An 18,907-nucleotide genomic window follows, 5' to 3' on the forward strand; every position below is an offset into this window, starting at 1 on the left:
TTATTTTTGTAATTGATTTAAACATTCTTGGGCGACGATATAATCATTAAATTCAGACCGCACTCCGTTAATTTCCTGGTATGATTCATGACCTTTCCCTGCGACAAGAATTATATCTTTAGGTTTAGCCATCTGACATGCGGTTTTTATGGCTTGTTTTCGATTGGTTATGGCTATGATTTTCTTAAAATTTTGAGGCTCTACTCCTTCTTCCATTTGAGAAATAATCGTTTCAGGATTTTCTGATCTCGGATTATCACTTGTGAATATGACCTTGGAACTTAAAACTGAAGCAATATGCCCCATCCTCGGGCGTTTTGTCTTATCACGATCACCACCACAACCCACAACAGCGATTAAATCTTCATTTTTTGTACGAATTTCGTTGATTGTTTGCAATACATTTTTAAGAGCATCAGGTGTATGGGCGTAATCTACAATTACAGTTATATTGCTAGGGGTAACGAAATAATCAAAACGACCACTAACGTTATCAAGGGTGCTCATAAAACGTAAAAGCTCGTCCTTTTCTAATCCTAATATATCAGCACATGCGAACACTGCGGTAAGATTATAAGCATTGAAGTGGCCAATAAGTTTGACCCATATATCACTATCGTTAATCTTCAAAAGCAAACCTTTAAAATGATTTTCAAGAATTTGAGTGCGGTAATCTGCATAGCTTTTTAAGGCATAAGTATAGGTTTTGGCCTTGGTGTTTTGCAGCATGATTTTACCATTTTTATCGTCCGCATTAGTGAGAGCAAAAGCTGATTTAGGCAAAAGGTCAAAGAAAGATTTTTTGACATCACGATAATTCGCAAAGGATGAATGGTAGTCTAGATGATCGTGTGAGAGATTGCTGAAAATCCCTCCTTTAAAATCAAGACCTTCTGTTCTTTTTTGATCAATTCCATGTGAGCTTACTTCCATAAAACAAAACTCTACTCCAGCTTCATTCATTTGCTTTAGATAAGCATTGATTACAAGAGAGTCTGGTGTTGTATGCGTTGTGGAATAACTAATTTCATCTACCATTATCTTGACTGTAGAAATAAGACCTACCTTATAACCAGCGGCCTTAAACAAATTGAATAATAGCGATGTAATTGTTGTTTTGCCATTTGTCCCAGTAACCCCAATTAATTTCAAGTTTTTCGAAGGGTGGCCATAAAAATTAGCAGCCATAAACGCTAAAGCCGATGCTGATGATTGAACTTCGACATAGGTTACATGTTCTGCTTTTTCTTGTGGAATTGTTTCAGCGACTATAACACATGCGCCGTTTTCTATAGCCTTATCTATGAAAGAATGCCCATCAGACTGAGCTCCTTTGATCGCCACAAAAACATCATTCACTGAAATCTTTCGCGAATCGTATTGTAACGAATTAATGCTTTTGTCTGTTGAGCCCTGAACCGATTTTAGAGCGACGTGATACAATATGTCTTTTAATATATTCACGTTAATTCTAGTATTACAGTGGCTTTTGGTGTCACTTTTTCACCCTTTCTTATCGATTGCTTGTGGACTGTACCACGGCCAATGAGTTTCACATTCAATCCCATATTTTCTAAAATTGCAATGGCGTCCATAGCAGGTAGCCCTTTTAGATTTGGCATTATAGTTTTGTATTTTTCCGCTGTTGTATAATAATTATTATAGTGCTCCTCAACATCAGGGGTCTTATGCTCTATTTGATCGATAACATCCTCTACTGGCGCGCTAGTGTATATCTTTTGTGCAATTTTTTTAAATACTGGACCAGAAACGTCAGCCCCATAGTAACCCACACTTTTCTCGGGTTCATGTACAACAACAATGCATGAGTATTCTGGATTTTCTGCAGGAAAATATCCAGAAAATGTTGATATATAATTCAACTGTTCTTTGTTCTTATAATCTTTCTGACAAGTCCCTGTCTTACCTGCCATCGAAAAATTTTCAGTGTATAAACCATGGCCTGTTCCATGATCTTTATCAACTACATTTTGAAGTAGTTTTTGAAGTTTCTGTATTGTTTCGCTCGAGCATATTTGGGGGTTGATCACCTCAGTATCATACACTTCAATTGTTTTATCTATAGTTTTTATTCTATCTATAAATCGTGGTTTCACCATTTTTCCATCATTGGCAATTGCGTTATAAAATGTAAGCGTTTGAAGTGGCGTAAAAGAGACACCGTATCCGTAGGCCATCCACTGCAGAGCAATACCGCTCCATCTGTTATTTTTAATCCTAGGGTCTGGAATAATAGCTTTTCCTTCTCCAACCAAAGGGAGTTGAAGTGAATCATTAAGATTCATTTTATACAAACCATCAACAAATTGCGAAGGATTATCTTTGTAGGCTTGATCAATAACACTTACAATTCCTGTATTGGATGAAACCTCAAAAGCTTCAGCTACAGAAATTTTACCATAACCTCCTTTTTTTGAGTCTCTAACCTTTTTACCATAAAAAGAAAGGATCCCCTTCTTTGTATCGACAATTGTTGTTGTATCAATTTTTTTATCTTCTAATGCTACCGCCAGCGCCATAAGCTTAAATGTAGAACCCGGCTCATGAGACTCACCAATGGCGTAATTGAGACGTTCATAGTACCTGCCCTCTTTGTTTCGACCGAGATTAGAAATGGCTCTAATTGCCCCTGTTTTTGTTTCCATAACGACTACAGAACCGTGATCGGCTTTATACGTTTCTAATTGCTCTAAAAGTGCATGATGAGCAATATCCTGAATATTAACATCAATAGTAGTGTAAACATCAAATCCATCTTTTGGCTCCGTCTGATTAAAGTCATCAATAGGTTTCCATTGGCCTTTTCCAATACTCTGCTTAAGGCGATTTCCATCTACACCTCGTAAATATTTTTCGCCAAATGCACCATCAATTCCGACTCGAGTAATAAATCCATTTTCATCTGTTCGTTCATATCCAATGGACCGTTGTGCAATAGCGCCAAGAGGATAATCCCTTTTTGTGCTTTGCTCAACAATCAATCCACCTTTGAATGCCCCTAAATCCAGTAATGGGAAAGCTCTAAAACGCAAATAATCCGAGTAATCAATTTGACGCGCCAACAAGAAATACCTGTTTTTATTTTGTCTTGCCTCACGTATGCGCTTTTGTAGATTGAGCGAAGAACTGCCATTAAAGCTTGAAACAGAATCACAAAGTGCTTCAATATGAGCTTGAAAGTTCCGTTCTGATGAAGTTACCAAATCTATTCTGATATCATATTTAGGCACTGATGTAGCCAACAAACTTCCATCTACAGAATACACATTGCCTCGGTTGGCAGGAATTACCACATCTTTTAGGCTTCGCTTTTCAGCCAAAGCCCTGTAGGACTCTCCTTGAACGAACTGAATTTTTGTTAATTTAAACACAACCAACAAAGCAAAAATGAACATACATCCGGAAATGAAATATAGCTTATTTAATATGTTGTTTTCCTTTTCGGACATTTATCAGTTTGTGTTTGAAGCGATTAAAATTTTCACAGGCGGAGTTTTGGAAGGAACAATCCCTTTGTCCTTAAGACGACTTCGTACAACAGACTCCAACCTTAGTTCCATTAAATCTGATCTCTTTTGCACATACAAAGAGCGTAATGCTTTCACGTCCTCATTCAATTTTGCAATGTGGTGTACTTTCCGGTCAGCACTGTGTGAACTTGCAATTGTCATTATGGCTAGAGCAGAAAAAAACAAAATCAAACGCCATTTTTTAAAAGCACCATCGCTGACCAAAAAAGTACCTTTTAAAATGTTGTACATTATGTTTTTCATTTTTTTCCTCTATATTTTTTTGGCGATTCTTAGCTTAGCACTTCTCGCTCTATTGTTAATTTTAATTTCTTCATCTGTCGGAACAATCAACTTACCCACTTTCTCAAGTGGTACCGAATAATTTCCAAATACATCACGCTCAGGTTCTCCTTGAAACATACCATTTCGTATAAAGCGCTTCACCAAACGGTCTTCAAGCGAGTGGTACGAAATTACACTCAACCTACCCTCTGTTTTTAACAGCTCTTTACTTGCAATCAAAAACAACTTTAGAACCTCAAGCTCATTGTTAACTTCGATGCGAATCGCCTGATAAATTTGGGCTAAAATTTTATTGTTCTTTCCTCGAGGTAAAAACTTATGTAATAACTTTTTTAACTCAAAAGTGGTTTCAATAGGCCGTTCGCTTCGAGCCTCAACAATTGTTCTCGCTATAGCTGGTGCTGACCTTAATTCACCGAAGTCCCAAAATATTCGTCTCAATTCTTCCTCAGAATAAGAATCCACAATTGTTTTAGCTGAAAGCTTATCTTCCTGGTTCATACGCATATCTAGTGGCGCATCAAAACGAATTGAAAACCCTCGCTCTGGCGCATCAAACTGATAAGAAGAAACACCAAAATCGGCCAATATTCCATCTACGGCTTTTACGCCGTGAAAACGCAAAAAACGCTTCATGAACTTGAAGTTTTCATTGATCAGCACAAACCGATCATCCTTTATTGTATTTGAAAGAGCGTCTTTGTCCTGATCAAAAGCAAAAAGCCTACCCTCTGGACCTAGGTGTTGTAAGATTTTTCGACTGTGACCACCACCTCCGAAAGTAACATCCACATACACCCCATTTTTTTTTATAGCCAAGCCATTTACAGATTCATTTAGTAAAACAGGACTATGATATTCCATCGGCATCATCTTGACCCATCACTTCTTCTGCTAATTCTGCAAAATCATCAGCAGCATCATCTATGGCTTTTTCATATAATTTTTTATCCCAGATCTCAATAATATTGACTGCTGAGGAAACAACAACTTCTTTAGTAATATTGGCGAATCCAACTAAGTCTTTAGGAACAAGAAGACGACCCGACGCATCCAATTCGATAGGCTTAACCCCTGCAGTAAATCTTCTTATAAAGTCGTTGTTCTTCTTTTTAAATCGATTGAGCTTATTAACCTTTTGCATTAGCTCCTCCCACTCTTTCATTGGATACAACTCTAAGCAGGGCTGAAAAACAGCACGCTTTAATACAAAACCAGTTTGCATTGAAGAAGACAATTGCTTTTTTAATGCTACAGGAAGCATCAAACGGCCTTTTGCGTCTGCTTTACATTCATATGTGCCAATAAGAGTGTTCACTAATTATTGTAATTAACTGTTTTGTGTATTCCAAAATTATAAAATTATTACCACTTTTTACCACTTTTTACCACTTTGTTAATAAAATTCTACCAAACGCAAAATAGTTCGATAAAATGCATGGTAATTATATTTTAAATAATTGATTATCAGTAATTTATAAAAAATGTAGTGAAATTAACATTTGTGTGTTAATAAAGCATTTTGAAGAAAAATATGGTCTTACGAAATGAAAAATAAGGTCAATTTTAGCAAAACATTAAGAATTAGTATTGGGTGCCTTTATTGAATAAAATTGCTTAGCTTTGCCTTTGATACCAATTTATCAATTCACGACAATGAAGTATGCGTTAAAGAAGGAAGGGAAATTCAGCTACACCGAAATTGGAGAGGGGCGTCCCATCATTATTTTACATGGTTTAATGGGTGGGCTCAGTAATTTTGATGGGCCTATTAATTACTTCAGTAAAAACGGTTATAAATTGGTATTGCCAAAACTCCCTGTTTACGATCTAGCTTTACTCAATACGAATGTGAAAAATTTCGCTTTCTTCCTTAGAGATTTTATTGATTTTAAAGGCTATGAAGATGTGATTTTACTAGGCAATTCATTAGGAGGTCATATTGGACTCTATTACACAAATCTCTACCCAACTAAGGTTGCTGGACTTGTGATCACAGGAAGTTCAGGGCTTTATGAAAGCGCCATGGGAAGTGGGTATACAAAAAGAAGCGACTATAACGTTATTAAAGCCAAGGCTGAGGAGGTTTTTTATGACCCTGCTGTGGCCACTAAAGAAATTGTTGACGATGTCTTTGAAACGGTAAATGACAGAAATAAGCTCGTGAAAACACTTGCCATCGCAAAGAGTGCTATTCGACACAATATGGCGAAAGATTTACCTAAAATGACTACTCCTACCTGTATCATTTGGGGTAAAAATGATATTGTTACTCCTCCAAACGTGGCCGATGAATTTCATAAATTACTGCCAGACTCAAACCTATACTGGATTGACAAATGTGGTCATGCAGCCATGATGGAGCACCCCGAAACATTTAATGAAATCCTCTTAGAATGGCTCAAAATGAGAGGGCTATAAGATTTTTGACATGCACATCAAGACCGCAACATTTGTCGTAAGCAATCAAGATGTTTCCAAATGCCCAGAAAATAACCTTGCAGAATATGCTTTTATCGGGCGCAGTAATGTTGGTAAATCTTCATTAATTAACATGTTGACCAACAAAAAAAAGTTAGCAAAAACATCTGGTAGACCTGGAAAAACTCAACTAATCAATCATTTCCTTATTAACGAACAATGGTATTTAGTAGATTTACCTGGCTATGGCTATGCACGTGTATCAAAGTCAAGCAAAAAAACCTTTCAAAAATTTATTACAGCATATTTTCGCAAACGCAAACAATTAGTCTCTGCGTTTGTACTTGTCGACATACGCCATGAACCCCAACAAATAGATTTGAATTTTATGCAATGGTTAGGTGAGCATCAAATTCCCTTTAGCATTATTTTCACTAAATCGGATAAACTCAAGCCAAAAGCTATCGAGCGAAATGTGGCACATTACCAGAGCACCCTAAATAAGAGCTGGGAAGAGCTTCCTAAGCATTTCATCACCTCTTCTTCAAGTTATGAGGGCAAAGAGCAGCTTCTCAACTATATTGACTCTATAAATCTATCTTTAAAAAATACAAAACCTCAATTTGATTAAATTATAATCCCTACTGCCTAGATTTTTTTTACTTTAGCAGGAAGATTAAACCACATGAGCTATCTTCATAATATTGGCACTTATTTTTTAATGATCGCTGAAATGTTTCGTAAACCCACGAAACGATCGGTTATGAAAAATTTAATCTTGAAAGAGGTCGACGATTTGGTGATTGGTTCTCTTGGAATTGTTGCATTCATCTCCTTTTTTGTTGGTGGTGTCATCACAATACAAACTGCGCTAAATATCACCAGCCCTTTGATTCCTAAATACCTAGTTGGTTTTGCTACTCGTCAATCTATAATTTTAGAATTTGCTCCTACCTTCATATCTATAATTATGGCTGGTAAAGTTGGATCGTTTATCACTTCAAGTATTGGTTCTATGCGAGTTACAGAACAAATCGATGCCCTTGAGGTTATGGGGGTCAATTCGATAAATTATCTTGTTTTCCCAAAAATGATTGCGCTTACGCTATATCCTTTTGTTATTTCTATTGCTATGTTCTTAGGGATAATTGGAGGAATGGCCGCCTGTGTTTATGGGGGATTCTCAACTTTAGAAGACTACATTACGGGTATACAATTAGACTTTATACCGTTTCATATGGTTTATGCTTTCATTAAAACTCTGGTGTTTGCTTTTATTTTGGCAACTATTCCATCTTTTCATGGTTATTACATGAAAGGCGGCGCTCTAGAAGTTGGTAAAGCTAGTACTGTTGCCTTTGTCTGGACTAGTGTAGTTATCATTTTATTGAATTATATCCTAACACAAATGTTACTCAGCTGATGATTAAAGTTACTGACCTTCATAAATCGTTTGGGGATGTTGAAGTCCTTAAAGGAATTTCCACCACTTTTGAACAAGGAAAAACCAATCTCATCATTGGGCAGAGTGGATCAGGAAAGACCGTTTTTCTAAAGTGCTTATTGGGTCTTTTTGACTACACCGAAGGCAGTATTGATTATGATGATCAGAAGTTTACTAAACTTTCTGATGATCAAAAAAGAAATTTACGTTCAAAAATAGGTATGGTCTTCCAAGGAAGCGCCTTGTTTGATTCAATGACCATTGCTGAAAATGTGATGTTTCCACTCCGAATGTTCGCCAATTTAAGTGAAAGCGAAATGCAAGACCGTGCAAACATAGTTCTTAAGCGTGTAAACCTAGACAATGCACAACACAAAATGCCAAGTGAAGCTTCTGGCGGAATGCAAAAAAGAGTTGCAATTGCACGTGCAATTGTAAACAACCCGAAGTATTTGTTTTGTGATGAGCCAAATTCAGGACTTGATCCCAAGACTGCAATTGTGATTGACAACTTAATTCAAGAAATCACTAAAGAATATAATATGGTAACTGTGATCAATTCTCATGACATGAATTCTGTTATGGAAATTGGGGAAAAGATTGTCTTTTTGAAAAATGGAGAAAAAGCATGGGAAGGGAGTAATGACAGTATTTTTAAAACTGATAACGAAGCGGTATCAAGCTTTGTGTATTCCTCAAATTTATTCAAAAAAGTACGGGAAATGTACTTGAGAGACTAATGCTTCAGTACGTTAAGATCTCTATATCATCATCAAACTCTTGCTCCAGCCATATTTTTAAGTTAGCATTTTTTTGACTCAGTAAACTATCACTTACAGATGAATTCCAACGAGTTGTAGCTACTAAAACTGTATCTACTGTTTTAAAATTTGGTGAACGTAAAGTTTGTGCAAAACTAAAGGATTCCAATTCAGAGAATTGGATTTTAGCATCTTTAGCCAAATCGATGAAGTTAAAACCATAAATAGAGTTATGCTTAGAAGATGCCGCAAGTTTTAAGCTGTCTATGGTGAACGTTAAACGCTCGATCTTTTTATCGCGTTCATCAATCTTATCAAGAGCAATATCATACAACTCTAATATTTTATCAGTGCTTCGGTTGCTATTCCCATTGATTATAAGCTTAAAATCTTTAAGATATTCATAGCCCTGAATTTCATTGAGTAAATCCGATTTTGTGGCATCATTGATATCGCCATTAAAATTCAAAGTAATAGTTTTTGACTTTGTATCTAGTTGTTCGCGTTGCAGCCACAAACTCGTATTATTTTCAATTTCTTTCTTTAAATAATTTTTATAATCAGATTTATATTGGGATTCTTTAATCACATCATAAAATGTCCATCCTGCTGGTAACATCATTGCAAAAGCAATTAAAGCAGCTATACGCGCAATAGTCTTTCGGCGTTTTGAATTTGCATAATTGAGCATAGGGAATCTAAGAACTTTTAAAACCACAAAAGTGGCCAAAGCAATAAAAATTGTATTGATTGCAAACAAAAACATGGCACCTTTAAAATAACCCCAGTTACCTTGAGACAATCCATAGCCTGCAGTACAAAGTGGTGGCATTAAAGCGGTAGCAATAGCTACTCCAAAAATTACGGTGGCAATGGTCCCTTTTTTTGTCCTTGCAATAATTAATGCCAAACCACCAAAAAACGCAATCAATACATCCCTAATGTCTGGTTTTACTCTGCCAAGAAGCTCAGAATTATCCTCATATAAAGGGAGAAAATAAAAACAAAAAAAAGCTGTTAACAAACTCAAAAAAACCATAGTGAGCAAGCTAATCAAGGACTTTCGTAGTGTATCAATATCGTTTATAGCAATGGAAAGTCCTACTCCAAGAATCGGGCCCATAAGTGGCGAAATAAGCATCGCCCCAATAACTACTGCTGTAGAATCAGCATTCAACCCAATAGAAGCTACAAAAATCGAGCATATAAGTATCCAAGCGGTTGCCCCTTTAAAAGGAACATCGGCTTTGATGGCAGAAATAGTGGCTTCCCGGTCGGTATCTTCTCTAAAATCGAGCAGCTCAATCAAGAAAACTTTGATCGATGCAACTAGGCCTTTAGCATCAGCTTTTACCGCGGCTGTAGAATCAATAGAGGTGTTATTATCTTCTTGTTGCTCTGGATTATAAATCATAATTAAATAAAATTTCCAACTAAAGTATCGATCTCCATTTTGGGTAGTTTTTCAGTATCTGTATGTTTTCTTTTGGAAATATAAGCAAAATTTTATTCTCTTCAACAATGATGGTTGAATTCAAAACTAGCTATTCAATAATTTTATTTCATTTACTTTCAGCCGTACACACTTATGAATCCAAAAGAACTTCAACTTCTGCATTAGGATTGAATGCATAAGAACGTCCGGATTGAAGTTCAATAGCCTCAAAGCGTGTACGCCTTATTTTTCCCATGCAAAATATTTTACCATTGGATGTTTTAAAGCGGGTTCCTTCAGCAATCTCATAGATATAAGTTTTTTCATTAGGAGGGTCAAATTGTTTAAGGGATCGAGAGAGTAAAATATCAGAATCACTGCTCGCTTTAGGGTTTTTAAAATAATGAGCTAAAAAAGGAAGTGTCTGCGCAGGGAAAATTTCGGGATTAAGAAATGGCAAGGCAAGACGTTGAAAGGTGAGTTTCCACTCATTCCCATGGGGTCTAATATGAGCGCCGAAACTTTTATAAGCCTCGTAATGGGCAATTTCGTGAAGCAAAGTAACCAAAAACCGGTAAGGATTTAGATTTGAGTTTACTGTAATCTGATGATGTACATTACTGCGTTTTATATAGTCTCCGTGACGCGTTTTTCGGGCTTTTTTTACAACCACTTGTAAATGGTCATCATTGAGCAACTGCAAAACCTGATCGCGAGCAGCTTTAGGAATGTAGGATGTTACGTCTTGATTCATATGTACTCATACTACATGCGCTCTGGGACTTGAATGCCGAGCAGACTAAATGCATTTTTTATGGTTTCTCCAACAGCAGCACACAATTGAACTCTAAAACTCATTAGTCCAGAACTCTCGGCACCAAGGATAGAAATGTTCTGATAAAAAGAATTAAATTCTTTGACTAAATCGTACGTATAATTGGCAATAAGCGCAGGACTATAATTAGCCGCGGCTTGTTGAATCACAACTGGGAACACTTCTAATTGCTTCAGCACATTTCGCTCTTTAACACTTAGTGATAGTTTAGAAAAATCTATTTGTCCATCAGTAGGGGCTTTTCTTAAAATGGCCTGAATTCGAGCATATGTGTATTGAATAAAAGGCCCAGTATTTCCTTGAAAATCTACAGATGCTTCAGGATCAAAAAGTATTGATTTTTTAGGATCAACTTTGAGAATAAAATACTTCAAAGCCCCCAAACCTATAATACTATACGTATTGTTTTTTTCAGCCTCTGAGTATCCGTCGAGCTTACCGAGGTCTTGCGATATTAGCTGAGCTGTATTGGTCATTTCTAAAACCAAATCATCTGCGTCAACCACAGTACCTTCGCGGCTTTTCATTTTACCACTTGGTAAATCTACCATACCATAACTTAAATGAAAAAGATTTTGAGCCCATTCAAATCCTAATTTTTTAAGAATATGAAAAAGAACTTTAAAATGATAATCTTGTTCATTACCTACAGTATACACCATTGCAGAGATATCAGGACAATCCTTAACGCGTTGTACCGCTGTTCCAATGTCTTGAGTCATATAAACCGCTGTACCATCTGAACGAAGTACAATTTTTTCATCCAATCCTTCTTCTGCTAAATCACACCATACCGAACCATCGTCTTTTTTGAAAAACACCCCTTTTTTGAGTCCTTCTTCAATAAAAGATTTCCCTAAAAGATAGGTCTCACTTTCATAGTAATAAGAATCAAAATTAACACCTAAATTATTGTAGGTCAATTCGAATCCGTCATATACCCACTGATTCATGGTTTTCCAAAGCTTAACTACCTCAGCATCACCAGCCTCCCATTGACGAAGCATTTCTTGTGCAGCCAAAAGTATAGGCGCTTTAACTTTAGCTTCATCTAATGCCAAACCGTCTTGCTCAAGTTTAGCAATTTCCTTTTTATATTCTTGATCAAATTTTACGTAGAAATTCCCTACAAATTTATCTCCTTTAATTCCGGTAGATTCGGGCGTTTGACCCTGTGCAAAACGTTGCCAAGCCAACATACTTTTACAAATGTGAATCCCTCGGTCATTGATGATTTGTGTTTTGTAGACTTTTTTGCCCGAAGCTTTTAAAATTTCTGCGATACTAAAACCTAAAAGGTTGTTTCTGATGTGCCCTAAATGCAAGGGCTTATTTGTATTCGGAGAGGAGTACTCCACCATTACAGCATCGCTTTGAGCAGCTGAAATAAAACCAAATTTTTCAACTGATTGAATTCGACGAAATAATTGAAAAAAATAAGTATCTGAAAGTACTAAATTTAAAAAGCCCTTCACTACATTAAATGAAACCACTTCGTCTGAACACGCTACTAAATAGGCTCCTAATTGTTCGCCTAGCTGTACTGGATTCATTTTTACCATCCGCAACATTGGAAATGTAACGACAGTAATATCGCCTTCAAAATCTTTTCGAGTAGCCTGAAATTCAATGTGGTCTATCTCCGTCTGAAACTGAGATTTAAATGCTGATTTTATGTGTTGAGAAAGAATTTTTTGAAGACTCATCGACTACTTTTTTTCACAAGCAAAGATACATTTTTTTACCTCTATTAATTAGTCACTTTAGGCAAAAATATCTCAGCCATCATGCAGCGTGCGCTTCCGCCACCGCAAACTTCAATAGTATCAAGAGGGCTTGATATTAGGGTGGTGTGCTTTTCGAGTTGAGTGCGTTGATCAGCGCGAAGAGAATCGAACGAAGACTGGCTCATAACTAGATAGGATTTCTGATCTGCGCCACTAAGCTGAAGCATATTCCCCGCAAATTGATTGATCTGATTTTCTGTGAGGTCGACAATATCTTTGTTAGTTTGTTTTAAATGATTGACTAAGTTTTTACGTTCTTTCTTATCGTCAATAGAATTCAAACATACGAGTGCGAAGGTGGTGCCGACACACATCATGACATTAGTATGGTATATTTTCTTTCGTTTTAGACCAACAGGTTGATAGGCCGAAAACACAACAGGGAAAAAATCAAAATCCTCACAAAATTCAATAAAGAGTGCTTCGTCTGCACGAGGTGATAATGCACAATATGCCTTTCTGTTCTCACGATCTAAAATAATACTCCCTGTGCCTTCTAAAAAAACTTCTTCTTGCTCTGCAGCACTGTAATCAATAATGTGTTCAATAAAAAATCCGTTTTGTTCCACTGCTTCCAAAATAGACTCCTTGCGCTCGTGACGTCTATTTTCTGCAAACATAGGGTATAAAGCGGCGGTGCCATTATGATGAAATGAAATCCAATTATTCGGAAATATTGAATCGGGGGTATCAAATTCCTTAGTGTCATTAACAACAATAACGTGGACACCAACAGAGCGTAATTTGTCTACAAGTGCATCAAATTCTTGGGCAGCTAATCTGTTGACTTCAACGGGTTTTAGGTCCTTTATTTTCTTCTGGTAGTAGTTGTTGACCGCTGTTTGTTCATTCATTCGAAATTGAACAGGACGGATCATCAAAACGGAATTTGTAATTTGTTTATTCATCTATAAGCGAATTAAAGGCAGAGTTGAGCACCTCAAAAGACCTCCTTGCTTGGATATTTCTGAGTAGCTTACCTTTTCTACCTTGAATTTATGAAGTTCTAACCATTTATTTAACCTTGTAAAACCTGCCTCGGAGATAACAACATCATTGGAAATTGAAAAGACATTACAATTCATATTTGCCATTTCTTGTTTAGTTGTTAAATAAATATGCTCTTTGCCAAATAGTTTTTCCAAAAAAATAAAATCCTCTTGATTTGTAAATCCTTCTCTATGCAATAGTGCTTTGCCTCTTCCGAGTGGCTGAAAACAACAATCTAAATGAAGTGCGCCTTCCAATGGATTAGTATTTGACTTTTTCAATTCAAGTGCTTTAACTTTTTTATTGGGGAAAAGTGACCGAAGTGCTTCTACCGCTTGAATATTAGTTCGTGCAGTGATAAAACTTGAGTAATCATCCCCTAAATAAACACCTACAAAAATATAATCATTGTGGACAATCACATCGCCGCCCTCTACATGACATTCTTCTGGAAGTTCGATGCATTTTTGGGAATCAATTTGACGCACAATTTGATCTAAGGCTGAAAATTCCTCTGCACGATCTGGCAATATATTGGATTTGATTAGTTTATCCTCGATTACGAAAGCTATATCTCTAGCGAAAATTTGATTACAATTTTCAATAATATTTGGGCGATACACCTTGACGCCATGCGATTCAAAAATTTGAACTAAGGCGCTCATTTCTTCTACCATATCCTTTTCTGATGGATAGGTGCCTTGAAGAACATGTTTCAGGCTACTAGGGTCGTAGCAAGCTTCTGGAGTTGGGGTAGGGCCGTTACTTTTAGCCACACCGAGAACAACTGCTTTTAATGTACTGAATTCATTTAAAACGTTTAAGTTCAGCATATATGTAGGTATTGATTAGCGCTTTGAAGAAGAGAAAGATCGAGCAGTTTCTCCACTGTATATCTGTCTCGGACGCCCAATTGGTTCTTTACGCAAACGCATTTCGCGCCACTGCCCTATCCACCCTGGTAAACGCCCTAGAGCAAACATAACGGTAAACATATCTACAGGAATTCCCATAGCCCTGTAGATTATACCAGAATAAAAGTCCACATTAGGGTACAGTTTTCTTTGTACAAAATAAGGATCGGCAAGAGCTTCTCTTTCTAAACCTTTGGCAATATCTAAAATAGGGTCTTCTACTCCCAAATCATTTAAAACTTCGTCGGCTGCTACTTTGATAATTTTAGCTCGTGGATCAAAGTTTTTGTACACACGATGACCAAAGCCCATAAGGCGAAACGGATCGCTTTTGTCTTTTGCTTTTGCCATGTATTTCTTGGTGTCTCCTCCATCTTCTTTAATTGCCTCTAACATTTCTAATACTGCTTGGTTTGCTCCTCCGTGAAGTGGACCCCATAAAGCAGAAATACCAGATGAAATTGAAGCAAATAAACCTGCATGTGATGACCCAACAATACGAACAGTAGAAGTCGAGCAGTTTTGCTCGTGATCAGCATGAAGGATGAGTAACTTGTTTAAAGCATTGACAATAATTGGATTTTGCACATAGGCTTTATTTGGTTGCTTAAACATCATTTTCAATACGTTTTCAACAAAACCTAAATCTTCGTCTCCATAATCCAAAGGTAAGCCTTGCTTTTTACGCATTGTCCATGCTACTAAAACAGGAAGTTTTCCGAGAAGCTTAACTACGGAATTATACATGTCTTCTTCTGATTCTACATTTACAGACCCTGGATTAAAAGCTGTGAGTGCTGAAGTGAGCGAAGACAACACACCCATGGGGTGTGCGGATTTTGGGAATGCATCTAATATTTTTCTGATGTCATCATCTACAATAGAATTCTCTTTGATGTCTTCATGAAATTTAGAAAGTTGCTCGTCTGTTGGCAACTCTCCAAAAATTAACAAAAAGGCAACTTCTAAAAAATCAGCTTTTGCTGCAAGTTCTTCAATGGAATACCCTCTGTACCTTAAAATTCCTTTTTCTCCGTCTAAAAAAGTAATTGCACTCTCACAAGAACCTGTATTTTTAAATCCAGGGTCGATAGTAGTTACTCCACCAGTGACTGCACGAAGACTACTGATGTTGATGGCTATTTCTTTTTCAGTTCCGTGGACAATTGGAAAGTCATATTTTTGTCCGTTGAATTCGAGGGTAGCTTTTTCTGACATTATTCAGTAGGAAATTTAAATTATTAGAATCGCAATTTACAAAATCGCCACCTTATTTTCAATAAAAACCTCATATTATTGACGGCCTAAAACAACAAAGCCTCTCAAAAATGAAAGGCTTTGTTAAAACACTAATAAAATGTTTATTTTATTTTAAATGCTTTCTCTTGCGGGTAGTAAGCCATTTGTCCCAATTCTTCTTCAATTCTGAGAAGCTGATTGTACTTGGCCATACGATCGCTTCGAGAGGCAGACCCTGTTTTGATTTGTCCTGTATTGAGCGCTACGGCAAGATCAGCGATAGTGTTGTCCTCTGTTTCTCCTGATCTGTGTGACATTACTGATGTGTACCCTGCGTTGTGTGCCATATTAACGGCTGCAATTGTTTCTGTAAGTGTACCAATTTGATTGACTTTAATAAGAATTGAATTTGCAATGTTATTTTCAATTCCTCTAGACAAACGCTCTACATTTGTCACAAATAAATCGTCCCCAACAAGTTGAACTTTATCCCCTATTTTTTCGGTAAGGTATTTCCAACCTTCCCAATCATTTTCATCCATACCGTCTTCGATTGAAACGATTGGATAATTAGCAGATAATTCAGCTAAGTAATCAGCCTGTTCTTTGCTGCTGCGAACTTTACCATTCGCACCTTCAAACATTGAGTAATCGTATTTTCCATCGACATAAAATTCAGCTGAAGCACAATCTAGAGCAATCATCACTTCGTCACCCAATTTGTACCCTGCCTTTGCTACTGCTTTTGCAATTGTATCAAGCGCATCTTCCGTACCATCTAATGTAGGTGCAAAACCCCCTTCGTCACCAACAGCTGTACTCAAGCCTCTGTCGTGTAATACCTTTTTTAGATTATGAAAAATCTCAGTTCCAATCTGCATTGCATGTGTAAAGTTTTTGGCTTTTACTGGCATTATCATAAATTCTTGAAATGCAATTGGAGCATCACTGTGCGATCCGCCATTGATGATATTCATCATTGGCACTGGAAGTGTATTGGCACTGACTCCTCCAACATAACGGTAAAGCGGAATACCAAGTTCTGCTGCTGCCGCTTTTGCTACAGCTAAAGAAACTCCAAGTATGGCATTTGCGCCAAGCTTAGATTTGTTTGGAGTTCCATCAAGATCTATCATGGTTTGGTCTATGAGGTTTTGTTCAAAAATAGAAGCTCCAATAAGCGCCTCAGAAATAACTGTATTTACGTTACTTACAGCTTTTGCAACCCCTTTTCCCATATACGTGTCTCCACCATCGCGTAGTTCTACAGCTTCATGTTCTCCAGTTGAAGCGCCAGAGGGCACTGCAGCTCTCCCTACGAAACCATTCTCTGTAGTTACGTCTACTTCAACCGTTGGATTCCCTCGAGAATCTAAAATCTGTCGCGCATGAATGTCTAGTATTATACTCATAATATTTTCTTTGGTTTGTTTAGTTTGTAAATTTACAAAAATGTTGTATTGCAGCCTCTTTTTCTGAAAAGAAAAGCAATAAAATTAAACTACAACGATATAGTAAAATTTAGAACAAAAATTGATTCATGAGCGCTAGAAACTCTATTTGAGAAGGTCGATAAATTGATCGAAAAGATATGACGAATCGTGCGGCCCTGGACTAGCTTCAGGATGATACTGCACAGAAAAGCATTTTTTATTTTTCATAGATATTCCCGCAACAGTATGATCGTTAAGGTGTAAATGACTGATTTCTAATTCAGGATTAGCTTCAGCTTCCTCTCTGTTAACTGCAAATCCGTGGTTTTGTGAAGTGATTTCTCCTTTACCGGTTTTTAAATTTTTCACGGGATGATTAATTCCACGATGACCGTTATGCATTTTATACGTGGAAACTCCATTGGCTAAAGCAATAACTTGATGACCGAGACAAATACCAAAAAGAGGAAGATTTTTTTCTATGATTTTTTTTGCTAAAGCTTGAGCCTCCACTAGTGGTTGAGGATCTCCTGGGCCATTAGACAAGAAATAACCGTCGGGGTTCCATGCACTTAGTTCTTCAAAGCTTGCATCGTAAGGAAAAACTTTAATATAAGCATCGCGCTTTGCAAAATTTCTCAGTATATTTTTTTTGATTCCGATATCAAGGGCGGCAATTTTATAAGTTGAATTTTCATCACCAAAATAGTAAGGCTCTTTGGTCGATACTTTAGAGGCCAATTCTAAGCCTTCCATATGTGGCACTTCAGATAGTTGTTTTTTTAGCGCTTCAATGTTTTCAATATCTGTTGAAATAACGGCATTCATAGCGCCATTTTCTCTAATGTAACTAACCAAGGCCCTAGTATCCACATCTGAAATAGCAAAAAGATCATTGGCTTCAAAGAAATTCTCTAGACTACCATGCGCATCAACTCGTGAATATTCATAGCTAAAATTTTTACAAATTAAGCCAGCAATTTTGATGTCACTTGATTCCATCTCATTGTCATTTACTCCATAGTTCCCTATGTGTGCGTTGGTAGTCACCATAAGCTGACCAAAATAGGATGGATCTGTAAATACTTCTTGATAGCCAGTCATTCCAGTATTAAAACATACTTCACCAAACGCAGTTCCTTCTTTCCCAATGGCCTTTCCATGAAAAATGGTGCCGTCTGCGAGTAATAATATTGCCTTTTTTCTTGATTTATACCTCATAGTTACGTGTTGGTTATAGCGTATAACAAAATTGCATAAAAAAAAGGATAAACTAAAAAAGTTTATCCTTAATATTTTAAATGATTATTAACATTTATTCTTCTTCTTGAGTTGCTTCTGCAGTGACGGCTGCAGCTACTGCTTTTGCTTTACCTCTTCGGCTTCTTCGCGTTGTTTTCTTCTTCGGTTTGTCGGCGTTATAAATTTCATTGAAATCAACAAATTCTATCATCGCCATGTCTGCGTTATCGCCAAGACGATTTCCCAACTTTATGATTCTGGTGTATCCACCAGGACGATCTCCGATTTTGACAGCAACGTCTCTAAAAAGTTCAGCAACAGCAGCTTTCTGACGCAATCTACTGAAAACGATTCTGCGGTTGTGTGTCGTGTCTTCTTTAGATTTAGTGACAAGTGGCTCAATAAATTGTTTGAGTGCTTTTGCTTTAGCAACGGTTGTATTGATTCGCTTGTGTTCAATCAACGAGCAAGCCATGTTTGCAAGCATCGCCTTTCTGTGTGCTGTTTTTCTTCCTAAATGATTAGTTTTCTTTCCGTGTCTCATTTTGTTATATATTAACCATCATCTTG

18 protein-coding genes are annotated in these 18,907 nt (G+C 36.9%); 4 read left to right on the forward strand and 14 right to left on the reverse strand.

Translation table 11 applies throughout. The annotated features are described in order from the left end of the window. The 5 genes from FORMA_RS03560 to mraZ are packed head-to-tail and all read right to left on the reverse strand — an operon-like array spanning position 1 to position 5,154. A complete protein-coding gene (locus FORMA_RS03560) occupies positions 1-1,464 on the reverse strand; it encodes a UDP-N-acetylmuramoyl-L-alanyl-D-glutamate--2,6-diaminopimelate ligase (protein ID WP_069674357.1) in 1,464 nt (487 codons plus the stop codon). Next, positions 1,461-3,470, reverse strand: a complete 2,010-nt coding sequence (locus FORMA_RS03565) for a penicillin-binding protein (RefSeq protein ID WP_069674358.1) — start codon at positions 3,468-3,470, stop codon at positions 1,461-1,463. The genes FORMA_RS03560 and FORMA_RS03565 overlap by 4 nt, the downstream gene beginning before the upstream one ends. A 3-nt stretch (positions 3,471-3,473) precedes the next feature. Beyond that, positions 3,474-3,794 (reverse strand): FtsL-like putative cell division protein, encoded by a 321-nt coding sequence (locus FORMA_RS03570; RefSeq protein WP_069674359.1) that lies wholly within the window; start codon positions 3,792-3,794, stop codon positions 3,474-3,476. Between the two features lie 9 nt (positions 3,795-3,803). Beyond that, complete coding sequence (gene rsmH / locus FORMA_RS03575) at positions 3,804-4,700, reverse strand: 16S rRNA (cytosine(1402)-N(4))-methyltransferase RsmH (protein WP_069674360.1); 897 nt, start codon at positions 4,698-4,700, stop codon at positions 3,804-3,806. After that, complete coding sequence (gene mraZ / locus FORMA_RS03580; RefSeq protein WP_083236549.1) at positions 4,687-5,154, reverse strand: division/cell wall cluster transcriptional repressor MraZ; 468 nt, start codon at positions 5,152-5,154, stop codon at positions 4,687-4,689. The genes rsmH and mraZ overlap by 14 nt, the downstream gene beginning before the upstream one ends. A gap of 338 nt (positions 5,155-5,492) precedes the next feature. Between mraZ and FORMA_RS03585 the strand changes: the two genes are divergently transcribed. Genes FORMA_RS03585 through FORMA_RS03600 form a run of 4 tightly spaced genes read left to right on the forward strand, consistent with a single transcriptional unit; the run spans position 5,493 to position 8,441 of the window. Next, positions 5,493-6,257 (forward strand): alpha/beta fold hydrolase, encoded by a 765-nt coding sequence (locus FORMA_RS03585; RefSeq protein ID WP_069674361.1) that lies wholly within the window; start codon positions 5,493-5,495, stop codon positions 6,255-6,257. Positions 6,258-6,267: 10 nt separating this feature from the next. Then, on the forward strand, positions 6,268-6,888 hold the full coding sequence (gene yihA, locus FORMA_RS03590) for a ribosome biogenesis GTP-binding protein YihA/YsxC (protein ID WP_069674362.1): 621 nt from the start codon (positions 6,268-6,270) through the stop codon (positions 6,886-6,888). Between the two features lie 54 nt (positions 6,889-6,942). Then, positions 6,943-7,680 carry an MlaE family ABC transporter permease gene (locus FORMA_RS03595; RefSeq protein ID WP_069674363.1) on the forward strand — a complete coding sequence of 246 codons (738 nt, stop codon included), beginning with the start codon at positions 6,943-6,945 and terminating at the stop codon, positions 7,678-7,680. After that, complete coding sequence (locus tag FORMA_RS03600; RefSeq protein WP_069674364.1) at positions 7,680-8,441, forward strand: ABC transporter ATP-binding protein; 762 nt, start codon at positions 7,680-7,682, stop codon at positions 8,439-8,441. The genes FORMA_RS03595 and FORMA_RS03600 overlap by 1 nt, the downstream gene beginning before the upstream one ends. A gap of 4 nt (positions 8,442-8,445) precedes the next feature. Here FORMA_RS03600 and FORMA_RS03605 read toward each other — a convergent pair whose 3' ends face one another. The 9 genes from FORMA_RS03605 to rplQ all read right to left on the reverse strand — a co-directional run bounded on the left by FORMA_RS03605 (position 8,446) and on the right by rplQ (position 18,881). After that, positions 8,446-9,876 carry a DUF389 domain-containing protein gene (locus tag FORMA_RS03605; RefSeq protein WP_069674365.1) on the reverse strand — a complete coding sequence of 477 codons (1,431 nt, stop codon included), beginning with the start codon at positions 9,874-9,876 and terminating at the stop codon, positions 8,446-8,448. A 172-nt stretch (positions 9,877-10,048) separates the two neighbouring features. After that, positions 10,049-10,651 carry a SprT-like domain-containing protein gene (locus FORMA_RS03610; RefSeq protein WP_069674366.1) on the reverse strand — a complete coding sequence of 201 codons (603 nt, stop codon included), beginning with the start codon at positions 10,649-10,651 and terminating at the stop codon, positions 10,049-10,051. 11 nt (positions 10,652-10,662) lie between these two features. Then, the gene (gene argS / locus FORMA_RS03615) at positions 10,663-12,438 is read right to left on the reverse strand and encodes an arginine--tRNA ligase (protein WP_069674367.1); all 1,776 of its coding nucleotides are present in this window, start codon (positions 12,436-12,438) and stop codon (positions 10,663-10,665) included. A 44-nt stretch (positions 12,439-12,482) separates the two neighbouring features. After that, on the reverse strand, positions 12,483-13,427 hold the full coding sequence (gene ctlX, locus FORMA_RS03620; protein WP_069674368.1) for a citrulline utilization hydrolase CtlX: 945 nt from the start codon (positions 13,425-13,427) through the stop codon (positions 12,483-12,485). Continuing rightward, positions 13,428-14,342, reverse strand: coding sequence for a dimethylarginine dimethylaminohydrolase family protein (locus FORMA_RS03625; protein WP_069674369.1), 915 nt, complete (start codon positions 14,340-14,342; stop codon positions 13,428-13,430). A 15-nt stretch (positions 14,343-14,357) separates the two neighbouring features. Continuing rightward, the gene (locus FORMA_RS03630; RefSeq protein ID WP_069674370.1) at positions 14,358-15,641 is read right to left on the reverse strand and encodes a citrate synthase; all 1,284 of its coding nucleotides are present in this window, start codon (positions 15,639-15,641) and stop codon (positions 14,358-14,360) included. Between the two features lie 143 nt (positions 15,642-15,784). After that, positions 15,785-17,074: a phosphopyruvate hydratase gene (eno, locus tag FORMA_RS03635; RefSeq protein WP_069674371.1), complete on the reverse strand. Its 1,290-nt coding sequence runs from the start codon at positions 17,072-17,074 to the stop codon at positions 15,785-15,787. A gap of 144 nt (positions 17,075-17,218) precedes the next feature. Further along, positions 17,219-18,316 (reverse strand): glutamine-hydrolyzing carbamoyl-phosphate synthase small subunit, encoded by a 1,098-nt coding sequence (carA, locus tag FORMA_RS03640; RefSeq protein WP_069674372.1) that lies wholly within the window; start codon positions 18,314-18,316, stop codon positions 17,219-17,221. 94 nt (positions 18,317-18,410) lie between these two features. Continuing rightward, complete coding sequence (gene rplQ, locus FORMA_RS03645; protein WP_069674373.1) at positions 18,411-18,881, reverse strand: 50S ribosomal protein L17; 471 nt, start codon at positions 18,879-18,881, stop codon at positions 18,411-18,413. Positions 18,882-18,907 lie beyond the last annotated feature (26 nt).

The sequence above is a fragment of the Formosa sp. Hel3_A1_48 genome, assembly GCF_001735715.1.
In the GTDB taxonomy this organism is placed as follows: domain Bacteria; phylum Bacteroidota; class Bacteroidia; order Flavobacteriales; family Flavobacteriaceae; genus UBA3537.